General features: G+C 37.0%; 16 protein-coding genes and 1 tRNA gene. 9 read left to right on the top strand and 8 right to left on the bottom strand.

The features are described from left to right. Positions 1-247: 247 nt before the first annotated feature. On the bottom strand, positions 248-1246 hold the full coding sequence (locus AC5YDH_RS04950) for a sulfate ABC transporter substrate-binding protein (RefSeq protein ID WP_496117301.1): 999 nt from the start codon (positions 1244-1246) through the stop codon (positions 248-250). A gap of 407 nt (positions 1247-1653) precedes the next feature. Here AC5YDH_RS04950 and AC5YDH_RS04945 point away from each other — a divergent pair, with 407 nt between their 5' ends. The 4 genes from AC5YDH_RS04945 (at position 1654) to AC5YDH_RS04930 (ending at position 4253) form a co-directional block, all read left to right on the top strand. After that, a complete protein-coding gene (locus AC5YDH_RS04945; protein ID WP_496117300.1) occupies positions 1654-1956 on the top strand; it encodes a hypothetical protein in 303 nt (100 codons plus the stop codon). Positions 1957-2086: 130 nt separating this feature from the next. Continuing rightward, positions 2087-3595: a glutamate--tRNA ligase gene (gene gltX, locus AC5YDH_RS04940; RefSeq protein WP_496117298.1), complete on the top strand. Its 1509-nt coding sequence runs from the start codon at positions 2087-2089 to the stop codon at positions 3593-3595. A gap of 91 nt (positions 3596-3686) precedes the next feature. Beyond that, a tRNA-Glu gene (locus tag AC5YDH_RS04935) sits at positions 3687-3762 on the top strand. 149 nt (positions 3763-3911) lie between these two features. After that, a complete protein-coding gene (locus AC5YDH_RS04930; protein ID WP_496117297.1) occupies positions 3912-4253 on the top strand; it encodes a hypothetical protein in 342 nt (113 codons plus the stop codon). A 21-nt stretch (positions 4254-4274) separates the two neighbouring features. Here AC5YDH_RS04930 and AC5YDH_RS04925 read toward each other — a convergent pair whose 3' ends face one another. The 6 genes from AC5YDH_RS04925 to ettA all read right to left on the bottom strand — a co-directional run bounded on the left by AC5YDH_RS04925 (position 4275) and on the right by ettA (position 13381). After that, positions 4275-5231, bottom strand: a complete 957-nt coding sequence (locus AC5YDH_RS04925; RefSeq protein WP_496117295.1) for a cation diffusion facilitator family transporter — start codon at positions 5229-5231, stop codon at positions 4275-4277. Between the two features lie 64 nt (positions 5232-5295). Next, positions 5296-8508, bottom strand: a complete 3213-nt coding sequence (locus AC5YDH_RS04920; protein ID WP_496117293.1) for an efflux RND transporter permease subunit — start codon at positions 8506-8508, stop codon at positions 5296-5298. Continuing rightward, on the bottom strand, positions 8498-9721 hold the full coding sequence (locus tag AC5YDH_RS04915) for an efflux RND transporter periplasmic adaptor subunit (RefSeq protein ID WP_496117291.1): 1224 nt from the start codon (positions 9719-9721) through the stop codon (positions 8498-8500). The genes AC5YDH_RS04920 and AC5YDH_RS04915 overlap by 11 nt, the downstream gene beginning before the upstream one ends. A 1-nt stretch (position 9722) precedes the next feature. Continuing rightward, positions 9723-11111, bottom strand: a complete 1389-nt coding sequence (locus tag AC5YDH_RS04910; RefSeq protein ID WP_496117289.1) for a TolC family protein — start codon at positions 11109-11111, stop codon at positions 9723-9725. A gap of 48 nt (positions 11112-11159) precedes the next feature. Further along, positions 11160-11567, bottom strand: a complete 408-nt coding sequence (locus AC5YDH_RS04905) for a cation efflux protein, CzcI-like (protein WP_496117287.1) — start codon at positions 11565-11567, stop codon at positions 11160-11162. A 152-nt stretch (positions 11568-11719) separates the two neighbouring features. Next, the gene (gene ettA, locus AC5YDH_RS04900) at positions 11720-13381 is read right to left on the bottom strand and encodes an energy-dependent translational throttle protein EttA (RefSeq protein ID WP_496117285.1); all 1662 of its coding nucleotides are present in this window, start codon (positions 13379-13381) and stop codon (positions 11720-11722) included. Positions 13382-13935: 554 nt separating this feature from the next. Here ettA and AC5YDH_RS04895 point away from each other — a divergent pair. The 3 genes from AC5YDH_RS04895 to AC5YDH_RS04885 all read left to right on the top strand — a co-directional run bounded on the left by AC5YDH_RS04895 (position 13936) and on the right by AC5YDH_RS04885 (position 15659). Continuing rightward, positions 13936-14823, top strand: a complete 888-nt coding sequence (locus AC5YDH_RS04895; RefSeq protein ID WP_496117283.1) for an SDR family NAD(P)-dependent oxidoreductase — start codon at positions 13936-13938, stop codon at positions 14821-14823. 119 nt (positions 14824-14942) lie between these two features. Beyond that, complete coding sequence (locus tag AC5YDH_RS04890) at positions 14943-15227, top strand: hypothetical protein (RefSeq protein WP_496117282.1); 285 nt, start codon at positions 14943-14945, stop codon at positions 15225-15227. A gap of 120 nt (positions 15228-15347) precedes the next feature. Continuing rightward, positions 15348-15659, top strand: coding sequence for a hypothetical protein (locus AC5YDH_RS04885; RefSeq protein ID WP_496117280.1), 312 nt, complete (start codon positions 15348-15350; stop codon positions 15657-15659). Between the two features lie 61 nt (positions 15660-15720). Here AC5YDH_RS04885 and AC5YDH_RS04880 read toward each other — a convergent pair whose 3' ends face one another. Further along, the gene (locus AC5YDH_RS04880; protein ID WP_496117278.1) at positions 15721-18075 is read right to left on the bottom strand and encodes a Tex family protein; all 2355 of its coding nucleotides are present in this window, start codon (positions 18073-18075) and stop codon (positions 15721-15723) included. Positions 18076-18555: 480 nt separating this feature from the next. Here AC5YDH_RS04880 and ompR point away from each other — a divergent pair, with 480 nt between their 5' ends. Beyond that, positions 18556-19320, top strand: coding sequence for an osmolarity response regulator transcription factor OmpR (gene ompR, locus AC5YDH_RS04875; protein ID WP_154772257.1), 765 nt, complete (start codon positions 18556-18558; stop codon positions 19318-19320). A 236-nt stretch (positions 19321-19556) separates the two neighbouring features. Next, positions 19557-21017, top strand: coding sequence for an ATP-binding protein (locus tag AC5YDH_RS04870; RefSeq protein ID WP_496117276.1), 1461 nt, complete (start codon positions 19557-19559; stop codon positions 21015-21017). Positions 21018-21022 lie beyond the last annotated feature (5 nt).

Raw genomic sequence — 21022 nt, 5'->3', positions numbered from 1 at the left:
TTATCTATAATGGTACTAACTATATGAAGTAAATCCATAAACCGCAATTCAGATAATTTTTATTTATTCATAAACAAAACTCATAAAAATCACTTAAACAACTGTTTTCAATTAAAATAATTTGAAAAAATAGTCTATATTCCATTTTATATGTTTTTATGCAATCCTTATGCAGAAAAATGAATAATAAAAATTATCCATCTTCTCATGCATACCGTTATACATTAAATGTTTTGTATATTAGCTCTTACTTTTCAGTATAAATTTGATCAAAAATAGCTCCATTCACAAAATGAGTTTTTTGTGCTTTCGCCCATCCTCCGAACACATTTTCAATGGTAAATGTTTGTACTTTCGGAAATTTATTTGCATATTTTGCTGCAACTTGTGCATTACGTGGACGGAAATTATTTTTTGCCGCCAACTCCTGTCCTTTGGGAGAATATAAATAATTCAAATATCCTTGGGCTAAATTTCGATTACCGTCTTTATCTACGTTTTTATCTACAATTGCCACAGAAGGCTCTGCCAAAATCGAAATAGATGGATAAACAATCTGATATTTATCTTTATCTGGACCTTGTGTTGCAAGTAATGCTTCATTTTCCCAAGAAAGTAAAACATCCCCAATACCTCGTTCAGCAAACGTTGTTAATGAACCACGCGCTCCCGAATCCAATACTTTTACATTTCGATAAAGCTTTGTAACTAGCTCTTTTGCCTTTGCATCATTACCACCTGGTTGTTTTAGTGCATAACCCCATGCAGACAAATAAATCCAGCGAGGTGCACCACCTGTTTTCGGGTTGGGTGTGATAATTTCTACGCCTGGTTTAGTTAAATCATTCCAATCTTTAATGCCTTTTGGATTGCCCTTTCGCACTAAGAAAACAATTGTAGATGTATAAGGTGCTGAATTATTTGGAAATTGCTTTTGCCAATCTTTTTTAATTAACCCTGCATTTACAATTTCTTCAATATCGTTAGCTAATGCCAAAGTAACAACATCGGCTTGTAAGCCATCAATCACAGCTCTTGCTTGCTTTCCAGAGCCACCATGTGATTGTTTAAAGTTCACAGTTTGATTGGTTTTTTTCTTCCAATATTCCCCAAACTCTTTATTGTATTCTTGATAAAATTCACGTGTTGGATCATAGGAAACATTCAAGAAATCTTTGGCGGTCGCATTATGTGCAATCAAACTACTTAATACTGTTAAAACACTCGATACTATTATTTTTTTCATTTTTAACTCTTTTTAAATTAAATAACCAATAGCATCATAAAAATATAAAAAGATTTTAACAATCAAATGCTTATAAAATATTATTTATTACTATTTCATTTTCAAGATATCGAATAAACGCATATAAAATTCACTTTTTATGATTTTAAATTCATCACTTCTCATGCAATATGTGAAATCTCCATGTTCTCCACATAGTCATTTGGTAAAACTAGCATCCGTTTTTGTATGATCACTGACTTAAATCAGTAAACTTCAGATGAAATATATCTTTTTTGTAACATTTGTGACACAGATCTACATTTATTATACAAGATATGGTTAAATAAACACCTGAAATACAAAAAAACACGATTTTGTTAACAATTTATTAAAATTGCTCGAACCAAAATAGGGGATATTTGGAAATGATCCGAACTTTATTTAAAGCATTTTGCTTAACTATAGGATTAATTGCATTTTCACAAGCAAGTTTTGCTGCTGCAATAAAATCAACTACTGACTCAAAAACTACAACGTCAATTGTAGCTAAAGTTTCACCTATTGAAAAAGCATTACAACAACAAAAGAATGAACGTAAATTTAGCTCTGAAAATAGTTTAAAAGTGCTTACATCTATTAATGTACCACCTACGCAAAGTTTCTTTGCATCTCAAAATGAGCGTTTTTCTCGCTTTATTCAGTCTATTTTTTCACAAGATAATTCATAATATTTGTAACTTAAGATCCCTAATTATTTTACAAATTAAAGCCTAATTACTTTATGCCGAATTAAACATAAAAGTAGTTAGGCTTTTTCGTTATAATAGTTTCAATTTGCATTCTAAATAATATCTAGTTATGACAGTTCGTACTCGTATTGCTCCTTCTCCTACTGGCTTCCCTCATGTAGGTACTGCTTATATTGCTTTGTTTAACCTATGTTTTGCAAAACAACATGGTGGTGAATTTATTCTTCGTATTGAAGATACCGACCAACTTCGCTCAACGCCTGAATCTGAAAAAATGATTTTAGACTCACTTCGTTGGTTAGGCTTAAACTGGTCTGAAGGACCGGATGTTGGCGGTCCACATGCACCATACCGCCAATCTGAACGTATGGGTATTTATAAACAGTATGCTTTAGAGCTTGTAGAAAAAGGGCATGCTTTCTACTGTTTCGCAACAAGCGATGAACTTGATCAAATGCGTGCTGAACAGCAAGCTCGTGGGGAATCTCCTCGTTACGATGGTCGTGGTTTAAATCTTTCAAAAGAAGAAGTCGAGCAACGTTTAGCAGCTGGTGAACCGCATGTTATTCGTATGAAAATCCCAACTGAAGGTATTTGTAAGTTTAACGATATGCTCCGTGGCGAAGTGGAAATTCCATGGGCACAAGTGGACATGCAAATTCTTCTCAAAACAGATGGCTTACCAACATACCATTTAGCAAACGTAGTAGATGACCATTTAATGGAAATCACACACGTAATTCGTGGTGAAGAATGGATTCCTTCTGCACCTAAACACCAATTACTTTATCAATACTTTGGTTGGGATATGCCTGTGCTTTGCCACATGCCACTTCTACGCAACCCAGATAAATCAAAACTATCTAAGCGTAAAAACCCAACATCAATTAATTACTATAAAGATATTGGTGTGCTTCCTGAAGCCTTATTAAACTATTTAGGTCGTATGGGTTGGTCTATGCCTGATGAAAGTGAAAAATTCACTTTGGCAGAAATGATTGAACATTTTGACATTCAACGTGTTTCATTGGGCGGTCCAATTTTTGATGTTGAAAAATTGAATTGGTTAAATGGTCAGTGGATTAAAGGCTTAACTCCTAGTCAATTACTTGACACTTTGTTAGCGTGGAAATCTGATCGTCAAACACTAGAAGATATTGCTGCTGCGATTCAACCGCGTATCAACCTTTTATCTGAAGCTGTGAATTGGGCTGGTTTCTTCTTCAACCAATTCCCAACTTTGTCAAAAGAACAATTTGAAAGCAAAAAATTGTCTGAAGAGCAAGTTCGCCAAAGCTTACAATTTGCAATTTGGCGTTTAGAAAGCTTATTCACTTGGAATAACGACACTGTAAGTCAAACACTTATGGATTTAGCAAACCAAATGGAAATTAAGCTTCGTGATTTCATGCCAGCATTCTTCATTGCAATTGCAGGTTCAACTTCTTCAACACCAGTAATGCAGTCTATGGTTACTATTGGTCCAGACTTAACCTTCGCTCGTTTACGTCATGCACTTGAAATTGTAGGTGGACCGAGCAAAAAAGAAGTAAAAGTATGGGAAAAACTTAATGAAAGCTTAAAATTGCCGAAAAATGACGCAGTTGATGGAGCATAAGTGATTTTTTAGTTGACGCATGGGTGTTATATCCATAATATAGCGCCCATACAGAGATGCAGTGTTTAACACCAATCCTGTTGCCTCACTTGTCCCTATCGTCTAGAGGCCTAGGACATCGCCCTTTCACGGCGGTAACCGGGGTTCGAATCCCCGTAGGGACGCCATATTCAAGATTACTTTTGAAGTGGTCTTAATAAAAAACCCAAGCATTATGACTTGGGTTTTTTATTGCCTAAAATTTAATGTAATGTCTTTTTTTGCTTTCTACATTATTCTGATTAAAATAAGCTATAAATTAAAATTTGGAGTTGTAATGCAATATCGCTGCCCGAAATGCCAAAGTGCAAAACTATTACCTATTACTCAACCTGGTCAAGCTGTTGCACGTCCTGTTGTACCTAAAAGCTTAATTTTTCTGATTCCAGCCATTTTAATTTTATTACTTTTAGTTTCAATTAGCATTGCAATGTGGGCATTCGGTAATGGTGCAGGTGAAACATTACAACTTGCCACTATTACTGTGTTCTTTGCATGCGTTATTGCAGGTTTCTTGTTCTATCGTGATTTACCTGATTTTAAAATTTCAATGCAAGCCTTCATGCAATCGCAAAAAAAATGGAAATGCCGTGACTGCAACCATGAATGGGAAAGCTAAAATCATTAACTCACATCAACATTAATGTTGATGTGAGTGTTGTTGTACATCTTCTTCATCATGATGTTGATGCTTATAACTTTCATGTGAATGCGTAATACATTCATCATCTTCTATTTGCAAAGTCATTTCAGTAATACCATGCTCATGTGTCAACATTTCTAAGGCTTCTTTATACAGCACGTTTCGATCTGCCTTAGGTGCAAATAAATGCACGGTTAAATGCACATTCTTTGAGGTAATTGCCCAAACTTTCAATTGATGAATGCTTTCAACATCTTTTAAGCTCAACAAATCATTTCGCAATTCTTCAATATCAATTTCTTCTGGCACACCTTCTAATAAAATATTGATACTTTGCTTAAGTAAAATCCAAGTTCTAGGGAGCACCCAAAAACCTATAAGCACAGCAACTAACGTATCTACCCACATCCATCCTGTGAAATAAATAACAGCAGCACCAATAATGACTCCCACAGAACCTAAAGCATCACTTAGAACTTCAAGGTAGGCTCCTTTTATATTCAAACTTTCTTTTGAGCTTGAAAACAGAATCTTCATGGAAATTAAGTTAATGATTAAGCCAATTATAGCGACTATCATCATTCCAGTACTTTGAATTTCTGGAGGCTGACTAAAGCGCTGATAAGCTTCATATAAAATATACATTGCCACTACAAACAGCATAGAAGCATTAAAAAGTGCTGCTAAAATTTCAAAACGCTGATAGCCAAATGTTCTTTTACTGTCCGCAGGCAATTTACCAATTTTAATAGCAACTAATGCAATCGCAAGCGCAGCCGCATCGGTAAACATATGTGCCGCATCGGATAACAGTGCCAAACTTTGTGTAATAAAGCCCGCAATTACTTCAACCACTAAAAAGATTGAAGTCAAAATTAAGGCAAATGTCAGTTTTTTAGCATTGCCCTCTGTCACTACCGCATGACTATGGTCATGTCCATGATGTCCACTCATAGCAGACTCCTTATTTTAGGAAGGTGACTCAAAGCCACCTTCTATTTTGTAATTCAGCTTAGCATTATTTGAAATAAAGAATAATTTTCTCTTTCAAAACACCTAAAAAACCAATACTTTTCGTTTCATTCATCCAGCGATAAATCACAGGCAATAACACCAATGTCAAAATAGTGGATGATAAAATTCCGCCAATGACCACAGTTGCTAAAGGTCTTTGAACCTCCGCCCCTGTTCCTGTTGCAATTGCCATAGGGACAAAACCAAGTGATGCGACACAAGCAGTCATCAATACTGGACGTAACCGTAAAATTGCGCCTTGCCATGTCGCTAAATGTATATCTAGACGTTCTCGAAGCTCTTTAATAAAAGTCAGCATGACTAAGCCATTCAAGACCGCAACACCAGATAGTGCAATAAACCCAACACCAGCAGACATTGATAGAGGTATATCTCGCAACCATAGCGCGATCAATCCGCCTGAAAGTGCAAAAGGAACACCACTAAATACAAGTAAACTTTCTTTGAAATTATGAAAAACAGCCATGAGCAATATAAAAATAGTGATCAGCGCAAGAGGCACTACTATTTGCATTCGACTTTTAGCCGAAGCAAGATTTTCAAATTGACCGCCATAATCTAACCAATACCCTACTGGTAATGGTTGCTGTGCCAAAGTCGTTTGCAATTCATTTACAAATGAACCTAAATCTCGACCAGATACATTGGCAGTAATAACAACTCGGCGTTTTCCATTTTCACGGCTCACTTGGTTCACACCCAAAATGTTTTCAACTTTCGCCACATCTTGTAGCTGTATAAGCCCACCATTCGGAAGTTGAACTGGCAAGGATGCCAATTGTAAAGCCGTTCTTTGCTTGTCATTTAACCTGATAACAAAATCAAAGCGCCTATCTCCTTGTAATATCTGCCCGACATTCTGCCCACCAACACCAGTTGCGACCAAATCTTGAATTTCTTTTACAGACAATCCATATTGAGCTGCTAACGCTTTATCCACTTCTACATTGAGCAATGGTAGACCATCTGTTTGTTCAACTTTAACGGCTGTTACACCAGAAATTTTTTGAATCTGTTTCGATATTTTTTCAGCTTCTTGATTCAGTACATCCATATCATCGCCAAAGATTTTCACTCCAACATCACTACGTATTCCCGAAATTAATTCATTGAAACGCAATTCAATTGGCTGTGAAAATTCACTATTGTTGCCTGGCAAAGTTTCTAGAAATGCTTCCATTCGACCACGTAAATCTTCAATAGACTCTTTTGGGTTTGGCCATGCATCTTTCGATTTTAATAAAATGACACCATCTGAAATATTAGGTGGCATTACATCTGTTGCCACTTCGGCTGTCCCTGTCCGTGCGAAAATACCTTTAATTTCGGGAAAGTTCTTCAGCAGTAATTTCTCAGTATTTTCCTGCATACGAAGTGATTGTTCTAAGCTTGTGCTGGGTGAACGCATTTGTTGAATTGCAAAATCGCCCTCGCTGAGTGTTGGAGCAAACTCACTTCCCACCTGCGTTGAAATAATACCTGTAATTACTAAAATACACATCGCAAGGGTGATGACCGCATATTTAAATTGATAAGCTAAATTTAAAATATATTCATATTTTTTCTTTAACCACAGCATCCAACGCGACTCTGTTTCTTTCACCTCACCCGTAACAAACATTGCCACAGCTGCAGGCACAAAACTGACAGATAAGATCATTGCACCAACTAAAGCCAACACCACCGTAAATGCCATAGGATGAAATAATTTAGCTTCCACACCAGATAAGGCAAAGATCGGGAAATACACCACCAAAATGATCAGCTGTCCAAAAATCAGCGGTCTTCTTGCTTGTTGAGCTGCAAGAAATACTTCTCGATAACGCTCACTTCGGGTCAGCAATCTACCCTTTAAATGTTGTGCTTCTGCTAAACGTCGTATGCAGTTTTCTACAATGACCACGGCACCATCAACAATAATTCCAAAGTCCAAAGCACCCAAACTCATTAAGTTTGCACTAATATTTTTTTCCGCCATTCCTGTTAATGTGAATAACATTGATAATGGAATGACACAGGCAACAATTAAAGCTGCACGAAAATTACCTAAAAATAAAAATAGAATCACAATCACTAAGATTGCACCTTCTACTAAATTTTTTTGTACGGTTTGAATTGCACGTTCGACCAATGTTGTTCGGTCATAGACTGTGGTGATAGTGACACCTTTGGGCAATGACTTCTGAATTTCTTGAACTTTTGAATCGACAGCCTTAGCAACGGTACGACTGTTCTCTCCCATCATCATCATGGCAATACCAAGTACGGTCTCTTCGCCATTGTAAGTAGCCGCACCTGTTCTTAAATCATGACCTATTGAAACTTGAGCAAGATCAGCCACTCGAATAGGATAGCCCTGCTTGGTACTGACTGTAATATTTTCAATATCTGCAACATTGTTTAATGTCCCAGGTACACGAACGGTAAGTTGCTGTCCATTTTCCTCTAAATAACCTGCACCACGGTTTTCATTGCTTTCTTGCAAAGCCTTTTGCAAATCTGACAGAGGAATTTGCATTTGTTGCAAACGGTTTAAATCAGGCTCGACTACATAAGTTTTGTTATAACCCCCTATGCTATTGATCTCAGCTATACCTTTCACTTTTTGTAATTGTGGACGCACAATCCAATCTTGTATTTCCCTTAGATCTTTTGGTTCATAAGCAGTTCCATCTGGCTTTTTTGCATTTTTTTCTGCCTGAATCACCCATTGATAAATTTCTCCCAATCCTGTTGATACGGGTGACATCAACGGAGAAATATCATTTGGTAATTCTGTACGTGCTTCTTGCAAGCGCTGATTAATTTGCTGTCTTGCCCAATAAATATCAGTACCATCTTTAAAGACAATGGTCACTTGAGAAAGACCATAACGTGATATAGAGCGTGTTTGCTCTAAATCTGGAATACCCGCCATTGCTGTTTCAATGGGATATGTAATGCGTTGTTCCACTTCAAGCGCTGTAAAACCATTGGCTTGACTATTTATTTGTACTTGTACATTGGTAATATCAGGCACAGCATCAATCGGTAGCTTTTGGTAACTATAAATACCAACCGCAATCCACGCTGCGACAAAAAGCATAATCCAAATTGCATTCTGTATTGAGAAATGAATGATGCGATCAAAGATGCCTTCTGCTTTTTCAAATTCATCTTCATTCACCCGATTACCCTGACTTTGCTTAATGTCCATGGCTTGCCTCCCCTTTTTCCATTTCGGATTTCAATAGGAAACTTCCACGACTCACATAAGATTGTCCTTGTTTAATACCCTCTGTAATTTCGATCCATTGCCCATCCGCAGATGTTTGCCCAATCGTGACAGCTAGAGGTTTAAAGTTAACTTTTTTTGCTTGTGAACTTGGTGCAAAAATGACATTTTTACCTTCTATTTGCTGAATTGCTTCTTTTGCAACACGTACTACAGCTTTAGGCTGACTCTGTTGAAGTTCAACATTCACCATTAAGTTTGGACGTAATTCTTCAGCTTGCTCTAAGACTTTTGCTCGCACTTGCAAACGCCCTGTTTGAGCATCAGCAATTGAATTTAAATTCATAATTTGTGCTTTATAGAGCTTATTTGTTTGCAGTGATTTAAATTGAATTGTTTGATTTGGCTGAATTTTAGCAATATCAATATTGGGTACAATGAACTCTAGCCACAGCTGATCCAACTGATCAATTACAAATAACTGACTTGCTAATTGAACATTTTCACCAACCACCAAATCTTTTTCACTAATAACCCCTGCTATAGATGCTGTTAATACATAACGACCATTTGACCCCGAACTTGCACCAAATGCCGATAATCTTGCGCGAGAGGCTTGAACTTGAATTTGGGCTTGTCGATAAGCATTAGATGCTCGTTGATAGTCTTGTTTTGCAGATATTCCTTGCGACCACAAATCTTTTTCACGCGCAAAATCTTCTTGAGCAAGTTGTAAGTTTGTCCGATCAATTTGCAACTGCGCTTGTAAATCGACAAGTTCAGGCACCAATAATGTTGCTAATGCCTGTCCTTTTTTAACTTGCTGACCCAGTTCGACATGTACAGACTGCACTTGACCACTAAAACTTGGTGAAACATGTGCTTGTCGGTCTGTATTTGCTGTTAGCTTTGCAGGATAACTTGCTAGTTGATCAATTATGCCTGTATCCACTTTTGCAATTTGAACCCCTTGTTCCACCATTTGCTGTGAACTAAGTGAAATTACATCTCCCTCCTCATGACCTTCTTCACCTTCGTGTTCTTCAGTCACAGATTCTGCTTGATGATCATCATCTTTCTGATTTGGCTTTTTAAAAATAATAAAGGTTAAAACAAACACTGCCGTTATAAATAAAATAACGATGATGACTAGTTGTTGAGAAATTTTTCCGAATTGTTTTTGCATTATGTTCATCTTAATTTCCCATTCCAATTACAGGTAATGCTTGTGTTTCTTGAATTAAATTTTGATTAATTTGTGAAAGAGCATCACTTGTAGTGACAACACTTGGATCTATACCCAAACTTAAACTTTCAATCTCAATTGCTTTTTGCCAAGCGCTCTTCAACAGTTGTGCACTTTGAATACGTACATCATGAAGTTGAGCTGTGGCTTGCTGAACATCCATCACAGTGAATTTTCCAGCTTGAAAACCTGCCAATGTCTTTTTTTGTATCGCCAATGCAAGTGGAATTTGCTGTTGAGAAACCAAATTAAATTGCTCTTTTAAGCCATCTAATTCACCCAACAAGACATATAGTTCACGCTTATTCTGCGTTTGAGAAAATTGCTTTTGTTTCTCTATTAGATTTTCTTTTGCTTGTGCAATTTGAATACCGTATTGATTACGGTTAAAAATTGCCAAAGGAATAGTGACACCAAGTGTCACCTGATCATCATTTTCATTTTGCGGAGTTTCTGTTTTTTTAACGCTCAAATTCACATCAGGATTTGGACGTGCTTCAGCTCTTAAGCTTTCCATCTGAGCTTTTGCTTCTAAAATTTGAAAATTTTGAGATTTTTCAATTAAGTTTTCCAATAAATTGGCATTTACTTTCTCTAAAACTTTTGGTGGCCAAAATGAAGTAATATCGCGCCCAACAACATTATGACTTTCACCCGCCCCCCATAAATGAGCCAATTGTTTTCTCGCTGTTTGCAAGCGCAAACCTGCTTGTTGAACCAACTTCATATTTTCAATATGCATTAACTTCACACGATCTACATCAACCTGAGCAATGCTTCCCGCACGAAATCTTCTCTCAGCGATATTTAAACTTTCTTCACTAACTTTTAATTGCTCCATCAATAGCGAAGCTTCCACCTCTGAAAGCATGACTTGAGACCATGAATACTTCACAATTAATTGAAGCTGCTCATCATAAATTTTTTGTTTTAATCCCAATTGATCACGACTCAAGCGAGCCATTTTTTGTTGTGCCTTTTTTTGCCCAAAAATATCTAAAGGCTGAGAAACACCAATAGTGAACTCCTTGTCTTGAGTATTTGAAAAGCCCGCTTGCTCAATATTCAAACTTGGATTTGTCCACAATTTACTATTGTGAATATTAGCTTCAGCAATTTTTTGCTGTGTTTTCCAAATACCCTGACTGTCCTGATATTCACGTACACGTTGCAGAATTTGTTCAAGCGTCACTGGTGAACTTTCAGTATTTGTAGATGCCTTTACAACCTCTGGCAATGCACCTACACCCACTAAGGCAATAGCAAATACACAAGCTCTAGTTTGAATAAAAATACGTTTATGCAATGTTGAAAACTGATTCAACTGTTTTTTAGACATAGTAATGCCCCACTAAGTAAATGAACGAAGTGGTGGGCTAAATTTCGGCTACCCCACCAATAGCGGGGTCAAAATAGGAGGCTGTTTAAGGGCGTTTAAATAAGGAGATTTATACGTATTTTCCCATTTGGAGTATTGATCTCCAATACTCCAAATAGAAACATCTAAATGAACTTTAGCATCATGTTCACTTAAAGAAATATGCGCTAAAGACGGCAAATGATCGCGATGATCATCATGATCAATTTGCTCTAAATATTGAATAAATTTCAAAGTCGACTGTTGCTTTACTTTTTCTACTTGTAGACTTTTTTCATCCGAATGATGCCCAAAATGATTAATTACTTCAGCATTCGGTTCACTTTGATGAAGACAAAAAGCGGCTGCCACGTTCCAAACACTTTGAAACATGAACAAACTTAACAAGACGGTAATCAATAATCCTGAACGTTTCACACAACCAATCAGTCAATCAAAATTATGCAGGGAATATAACAAGTGAGCTGCACGTAATAAAATTACATTTACTTGATAAGGAGCCCAAATTGGTAATTTTATGTAATAAAAAACCAGCCCGAAGGCTGGTTTTTTTATTTCAAAACTGGAAATTAATTACCAATTTTGCGGTATTTTTGACGCTTAGTCACTAAGTCATCACCATCACGTTTTTGACGGTATGCTTCAAATTCAGCATAGTTACCTGTGAAGAACTCAGGTGTTTCACCTTCAAATGACAAGATGTGCGTTGCAATACGGTCTAGGAACCAACGGTCATGCGAAATCACCATTACAGTACCTGGGAATACAAGAATCGCATCTTCAAGTGCACGTAAAGTTTCAATGTCCAAGTCGTTTGACGGTTCATCGAGTAAAATTACGTTTGCACCCATTTGTAGGATTTTCGCAAGTTGTAAACGGTTACGCTCACCACCTGACAATTGACCTACACGTTTTTGCTGATCTTGACCTTTAAAGTTAAAGCGACCGATATATGCACGAGATGCAATTTCGTAATCACCAATTTTTAAGATGTCTAAACCGCCAGAAACTTCTTCCCAAACCGTTTTGTTGTCATCTAAGGTGTCACGAATCTGACCCACGTAAGCCACTTTAACTGACTCACCCAGTACTACAGAACCTGTATCTGGTTGTTGCTCACCCGTCATCATACGGAATAGTGTCGTTTTACCCGCACCGTTCTCACCCACGATACCCACGATTGCACATGGTGGTACTGTGAATGTTAAATCTTTATAAAGCGTACGATCACCAAATGATTTGCTGATGCCTTCAATTTCTACAACCTTGTTACCTAAACGTGGACCAGGTGGAATGTAGATTTCTGAAGTTTCGTTACGTTGTTGGAACTCACGAGAGTTAAGTTCTTCAAAACGCTCCATACGCGCTTTGTTTTTCTTTTGCTGACCTTTCGCATTTGAACGAACCCATTCAAGTTCTTTTTTCAATGCTTTAGCAAAAGACTCTTCTTGCTTGTTCTCTTGTTCTAAGCGAGCATTTTTCTGCTCTAACCAAGAAGAGTAGTTACCTTGGTATGGAATACCCATGCCACGGTCAAGCTCAAGAATCCACTCTGCTACGTTATCTAAGAAATAACGGTCATGCGTAATCGCAACGATTGTGCCAGCAAAGTCTTTCAAGAAACGCTCTAACCAAGCAACAGATGAAGCATCTAAATGGTTTGTCGGTTCATCAAGAAGCAACATGTCTGGTTTAGACAATAACAAACGGCAAAGCGCAACACGACGGCGTTCACCACCTGAAAGCAACTTAACATCTGCATCCCAAGCTGGAAGGTTCAATGCTGCAGCAGCCTGATCCATTTGGTTTGAAAGATTATGTGCATCCCAAGCATGAATAATTGCTTCTAGCTTCTCTTGCTCTTTTGCAAGCGCATCGAAGTCAGCATCTTCAGCTGCATATTCAGCAAAAACTTCGTCTAGACGAGCTAAAGCATCAAGCGGTTCGCGTAAACCATCTTCAACGTTACCACGAACGTCTTTCGTTTCATCCAAAGGTGGTTCTTGCTCTAGATAACCGATTTTAATACCTGGTTGTGCACGAGCTTCACCAGAGAAATCTTTATCTACGCCAGCCATAATACGAAGCAAGGTAGATTTACCTGCACCGTTTAAACCAAGAACACCAATTTTAGCGCCTGGGAAAAATGATAAAGAGATGTCTTTTAAGATTTCGCGTTTAGGCGGAACCATTTTCGACACACGGTTCATCGTGTAAATATATTGGGCCACGTAGGACTCCTCAATAGAAAAACCAAACTGGAGATATCAACAGCCTATCCCCCTACTCAAATGAGCAGAAAAAATAATCGACCATTATACGATGAAAGTCCCGAAAAAATAAGGCATCTAGATTAACTTCATCACTTTGTTGTAAAAAACTTTTCGATTACAAATTAATCATCGTTTTAAAGACTCTATTTAATACATTTTCTCTAAAAAATATTTCAACGCCATGAAGGTGAAATATAAAATTCGAATGAATAGATGCTTGTATAAATTCAATATTTTTAAAAACTGTAATTCTGGTATAAATAATAAGAAATTTTCACCTTCAAGATATTGGTTTTACCGAAACTTCATGCTAAGAATAATAAATAAACAATTAATATAAAAAGATTAAAGGGAATGTAAATTTAAAAGTTTGCATAACGTAATGAATATAAAAACAAGCATTTTTGATATTCATTACACTTATGCATTGCTTTAAACTGCCATTATTAATGAGTAACTGAAACCTTGAAGTCATCAACATTTCAGCTAATTTTTATTAGGGATATAGAGTCGTGAAAACTAGATTAGAAAAAACCTTTAAACAAAAAGTAAATGGAAAAACTGTACTTATTACAGGTGCATCCAGTGGTATTGGTTTAACTGTTGCTCATAAACTTGCAGATGCTGGTGCACGCGTACTTCTTGTTGCTCGTACCGAAGAAACACTCAATGAAGTAAAGCGTGATATCGAGGCAAAAGGTGGTCAAGCCTTAGTTTTCCCATGCGACTTAAATAATTTAGACTCTATTGATGAAGTTTCGAACCAAATTTTAAGTTCTGTCGATCATATTGATATTCTTATTAATAATGCAGGACGTTCTATTCGTCGTGCCGTTCATGAATCGGTAGACCGTTTCCACGACTTCGAACGCACCATGCAATTAAATTATTTTGGTGCTATTCGTTTAGTTATGAATATTTTACCGCAAATGATGATCCGCCGAGATGGTCATATTATTAACATTAGCTCGATTGGTGTTCTAGCGAATGCCACACGCTTCTCTGCTTATGTTGCTTCAAAAGCTGCATTAGATGCTTTTAGTCGCTGTTTATCTGCTGAAGTTCATTCGCACAATATTGCCATTACTTCTGTGTATATGCCTCTTGTACGCACCCCCATGATTGCACCCACTAAAATCTATAAATATGTTCCAACGCTATCTCCTGAAGAAGCAGCAGATTTAATTGCAACAGCAATCGTAAAGCGCCCTAAAAAAGTTGCAACTCACTTAGGTCGTTTAGCCTCTATCACTTACTCCATTGCGCCAGATATTAATAATAAATTAATGTCGATTGGTTATAACTTATTTCCAAGCTCAAGTGCATCTGTCGGACAACCACAAAAATTGAATTGGGTTCAAAAAGCTTATGCTCGCCTATTCCCAGGTGAACATTGGTAGAATCTGTAAACCCTCAATTGAATGATTAAATTGAGGGTTTTTTGCTTTTTTTATAAAAATTAATAATACTTTAAGAATAATCATTAAAAATTTAAAAATAAAAACTAAGGAGATACCTCATGAGTAGATCAAGCGTATTTAAAATCTTTTGTTTTTTAACAGCATTACTATTATTCACAAATATTGTTTCCGATTTGCGCCTAACAGAAACACCTTATTTTAGAATAATAATGCAATTTGGTTTGATGGTCTTTCTTGTAGATCTTGGACTGCATACAAACATGCAAAGTGAAAAGGAAAATACCAATCCAAATACAACAACCTTAAACTATCAATTTTTAGCATCCAAATTGGGTTTAAGCACAATGTTTATTGGGTTTTTAATTCAAACATTTACTATTTAATTCGGTACTATTTTCACTTTACAAAGCCCTTTGAAAAGTTATATTTCACTATTAATTTTTTTATAGTGAACTCTTTTCATGCTATAAACATCATGCTTTTTCATTTTGTTTATTGAGTTTATGCGAATACTTGGTTTTGTTTTACAGTTTGCTTGTTTAGCTTTTGCACTTTATTTGAGCTATAAAGTAGGCGTATCTTTATATGAAAATGACTACGTGCTTATGGAGCTTGTAGCGGATATTGGTACTATTTTAATTTGTATCGACTTGGGAACTTTCTTATTCTCTAACAATAGTAAAGGTGGATTAAGCCTTGAACAGTATGCAAAACAAATAGATGAACCACCATCAAAACTCATTAGCGTAACGCGAAAATTAGGTCATTTGGGCATTATGCTCATTATTTGTAGCTGGATTGTTCCGCTTATATAAGAATTGATTTAAGAAATAAAAAACCTCCCATTCGGGAGGTTTTTTATTTAGCAGTTAAAGATTACTTAGAACCTTTAATCCCTGCTTGTAATAACAATGCACCTAAACCACCAATTTTTTGCTCTTGAGGTTTTTGGTTTTGTGGTTTCTTCGCTTGAGGGCGATCACCTTGAGGACGTGCATTTTGTGGGCGTTTAGCTTGTGGCTTACGTTCAGCACGCTGTTCATTGTTTTCACGGCGTGGCTGACGTGGTGCTTTAGCTGGCGCTTCAGAACCTTCAGGACGCATAGATAAGTTCACACGGTTACGCTCAACATCTACGTTTAAAACACGTACTTGAACAATTTGACCTGGTTTAACCACTTTATGCGGATCAGATACAAATTCATTCGCAAGTTCAGAAATATGAACCAAACCATCTTGATGAACACCAACATCAACAAATGCACCAAAGTTCGTTACATTGGTAATCACACCTTCCAATTGTAAACCTTCAGTCAATTGCTTCACTTCTGTGATGTCTTCACGGAATTTAGCAGTACGGAATTCTGGACGTGGATCGCGACCTGGTTTTTCAAGCTCTGCTAAAACATCCTTAATTGTTGGAAGACCAAAATTATCATCAACCAATGCTTCAGCATCTACTTGGCGAATAATTTCAGAATTACCAATAATGTCTTTTACAGTCGTTGCTTTTTCATCAACAATTTTACTTACCAATGCATAAGATTCAGGGTGAACAGCTGAAGCATCAAGTGGCTCTGAACCATCTTGAATACGTAAGAAACCTGCAGCTTGTTCAAACGTACGCTCGCCTAAACGTGGTACATTTTTCAAAGCTTGGCGATTGTCAAAACGACCATTTTCTTTACGGAAGTCTACAATTTGCTGAGCAATTGATTTATTCAAACCTGCGATATAACCCAAAATTGCTGAAGATGCAGTATTTACATCTACACCAACCGAGTTCACACAGTCTTCCACTACAGCTTCAAGTGTTTTCGCTAAACCAGCTTGATTTACGTCATGTTGATATTGACCTACACCAATCGATTTAGGATCAATTTTCACAAGTTCAGCAAGCGGATCTTGTAAACGACGTGCAATTGAAACTGCACCACGAATTGAAACATCAAGATCAGGCAATTCAGCAGATGCTAATTCAGATGCTGAATAAACCGATGCACCTGCTTCAGATACAGAAACACGTGTTAATTTCAAATCTGCATTGGCAGTCATCATTTCTGCGACAACCGCTTCAGTTTCACGGCTTGCAGTACCATTACCAATCGCAATCAGTTCGACATTGAATTCACGGCAAAGACGCTCAAGTTCAGCAATTGAACCTGCTTTATCTTCTTTTGGTGCAAATGGATAAATGGTGCTGTGTGCAAGTACATCACCCGATGCATTTACAACCGCAAGTTTCACACCTGTACGAATACCAGGGTCAACACCTAAAGTTGTGCGTGCGCCTGCAGGAGCAGAAAGTAATAAATGGCGTAAGTTTTCAGCAAATACATTCATCGCCTCTGCTTCAGCAGTCAAACGCTTTTCAGTCAGTAATGAATGCTCAATGCTTGGACGAACTTTACCTAACCAGAATAATTTTGCTGTTTGCTTTAAGAAATCTTGACGGCTTTGCGGCTGTGTAGTTTCTAAATCGTATTCAGTTTCAATACGAGCAAGTGGAGCAGTATCTTCACCATCTACTTTTAAGCCAAGTACGTTTTCTTGACGACCACGTAACATTGCAAGTAAACGATGCGAAGGTACTTTATTTAGGTTTTCAGAGAAATCGAAGTAATCACGGAATTTCTTACCAACTTCTTTTTTCTCTTCACTCGCAACTAAGCTTTTTAAAACTGCTGTTTTTGCAAATGTTGTTTTTAATTCTGTTGTTAAAGCAATATTTTGCGCCCAATCATCAATTAAGATATGTTGGATTGCATCTAATTGGCTTTCTAAATCTGCATAATCTTCATGGCTAAAACCAGCCAAAGCTTCTGTAGGATCTACTGCTTCTTTAAAGATCTTGTCGCTAATTGGCCCCAAGCCAGCTTCTTTTGCTTTAAATGATTTGCTCGTACGTTTTGGACGGTACGGTGCATAAATTTCTTCTAATGCATTTTTTGTTTCAGCAGCATTCACTCGAGCAAGCAAATCATCAGACAATTTATTTTGTTCTGTTAATGATTCAATTACTTTTTCACGACGTTCAAATAGGTCGCGTAAATAAGATAAACGAGTATCAAGCTGACGTAATTGTGTATCGTCTAAACCTTGCGTTACTTCTTTACGGTAACGAGCAATAAATGGAACACTTGCTCCATCATCAATTAACTTGATAGCAGCTTCAATTTGATTAGGACGTACGGCAATTTCATTTGCCAACTGCTGAACTAAGTCAGTCATCGTGTTTAATTCCACAAAGGATAAGGACTAAAAGTTAGTGATTATAAAGACCAAGACCATAAAATCCACAATTGTTTTTCAAATTACCAAAGAAAAAAACTATAAAAGCTTAGTTTTCAATATTTTTTTCTGTGCAATCAGCAGTTTCTTGTTATTGGCTAGAATCTATTGTTTTAGTCTAACAACATAGAATGCTTTCTAGCAAAGATCTTTCAACCTCTTCTCTAGCAAGAATTAAAACTACAATTACCTGTATCTCATAAAATAAAACGATATGCCCTTATCTTTAAATTGAAACATGACAATTTTATGATTTGTACACAAAAGATAATCTGAATTACTTGTAGATGTTGTTTTTTAGTTTAAAAACACCCTTTAAATTGTAATTTTGAGCAAATTGATACATAGTCTTAACAAGAGTTTAGGCATTATACTGAGATTAACGAATATTTATAATTTACAACATTTAGGGAGTGCATCATGAGTTTAGTTGTACCTGCTGAAAATACAGATGTCGTACATAACGAAACTGATCGTGTCGAACGCATTTTAGTGGTCGATGATGATGTGCGTCTTCGCACATTACTCCAACGCTTTTTAGAAGATAAAGGCTTTGTCGTAAAAACTGCACACGATGCAGCGCAAATGGATCGCTTACTACAACGTGAGCTTTTCTCGCTTATCGTCTTAGACTTTATGCTTCCTGTAGAAGATGGTTTAAGTATTTGCCGACGTTTACGCCAATCGAATATTGATACACCTGTCATTATGCTAACTGCTCGTGGTAGCGATGCAGACCGTATTGCTGGCTTAGAAGCTGGTGCAGATGACTATCTTCCAAAACCATTCAATCCAAATGAATTACTTGCGCGTATTCGTGCCGTATTACGTCGCCAAGTTCGTGAAGTACCTGGTGCACCTAGTCAGCAAATGGAAGTCGTCAGCTTTGGTCCTTGGTCTTTAGATCTTTCTACACGCACTTTAACGCGTGAATCTCAAGTTGTAACTTTAACAACGGGTGAATTCGCTGTTCTTAAAGCGCTTGTTCAGCATCCACGTGAACCACTTACACGTGACAAGTTAATGAATCTTGCACGTGGTCGTGAATGGGGCGCAATGGAACGCTCTATCGATGTTCAAGTTTCACGCTTGCGCCGTTTAATTGAAGAAAATCCTGCCCGTGCTCGTTACATTCAAACAGTTTGGGGTGTGGGTTATGTCTTTGTTCCAGATGGTGCTGAATAAAAATTTATCTTTATGTAAGAGCTAAAAATAGCTCTTACATAATTTTAAAAAGCCATTCCAAACTTTTAACATTTTGTTCAATCTATTGTGCTAGAGAACATATAAAAGTTCAGTGAATGGCTTTTTTTGATTTACTCAAAATAAATGGTACAAATTTTTCGAAGATACCAACATCGTTTGTCTTATAAATCTCGAACAATCATCTGCCATTAAAAATAGATCTAAAGGAATCAGGTGTGAAACTCGAACCCGTTGACCCACAAAATTTCACAGAATATGTCGCTTATTCAGAAAAAAAGCGCACGCCTTGGGAGCGCTTTTTAGATAAGATAAAACCACGTTCTGCTGCAATGCGAACAGCCGTACTGGTTGTATTTGTTGTTTTCTTTAGCTTATTTATGTCTTTGTGGTTCTTTTGGCGCACACTATATCTACCTGAAATACAACAACATGCTCGCTATTTAGCCATTGAACTCGAATTACTTCGTGACAACAATATTACAATCTCATATCAAGGCAAAGAGCTTACACCCCATCAGTGGCTCAATGAACGAGCAGGTCTAGAATACGTTACAGATCCTAAAGATTTTCCAAATGTAAAAGATAAAGTTGTTGCAGAGTTTTTTACCAACAAAGTAGAAGAAAGCTTAGCGAAAGAACTCAATATCGAATCGGCTACGGTTTATTTCCAATTTAAACCCAGCCCTCAAATTTGGATCCAAACTCCAGAAATGCAAGGCAAATGGGTTCGAGAACCCTTAAGAACGTATGCAAACTATAGTCCTGAACTTATTTTAATCTGGCTACTGGGTGTTCCATTATTTTCAGCTATCATTATTTTAACGCTTGTTCGCCAACTCAATAGACCTTTGTTACGCTTACAAAATGCGGCAAATAGTTTTACCAAAACAGGCACTGCACCTTATTTAGAAACCAATCACGGTCCTCTTGAAATTCGGCAAGTAAACCAAGCTTTCAACCAAATGATTTACTCGCTTGAACAAACGGAACGTGATAGACGCATTATGTTAGCGGGTATTTCACATGATCTACGCACCCCTCTTACACGCATTCGCCTCAGTGCAGAAATGATGCCCGATGAAGACTTTCTTAAAGAGGGCTTTATTTATGACGTAGAAGACATGGATGCAATTCTCAATCAATTTATTTCATATATGCGTGATGGTTCAGATGAAGAAATTCATGACACCGATTTAAATACTGTTTTACAAGAGTTGATTATTCAATTTAAACCACTGGATATTCGTTATAAACCAACAGAATTACCTATTCTACAAGCACGTACCCTTTCCCTAAAACGACTGATTGGTAACTTAATCAATAACTCAAAACGCTATGGTGCAGAACCCATTGAGCTTTCAGCAACTATTGAAGATGAAAATATTTTAATTACTGTTGCAGACAATGGAGATGGTATTCCAGAGGGTCAAATTGAAGAACTTATGCAACCCTTTGTTCGAGGCAATGAAGCACGAACCATTCAAGGAAGCGGTTTAGGTCTTTCTATTGTGAAACGTATTGTCGATATTCACCAAGGTGAACTTACAATTAAAAACCGAGAACAAGGTGGACTTGAAGCAATTATCTCTTTACCTATAAATCCAGTCGAAAAAATAGACGTGCCAACAATCAGTCGCTTTGAAAAATTAAAGCAAAGTATTACAGAACATTTCTAAATCGT

It is taken from the genome of Acinetobacter sp. FY683, from assembly GCF_059515885.1.
Note: the sequence above shows the minus strand (reverse complement) of the source record. Positions and strands in the feature narration are given on the sequence as shown.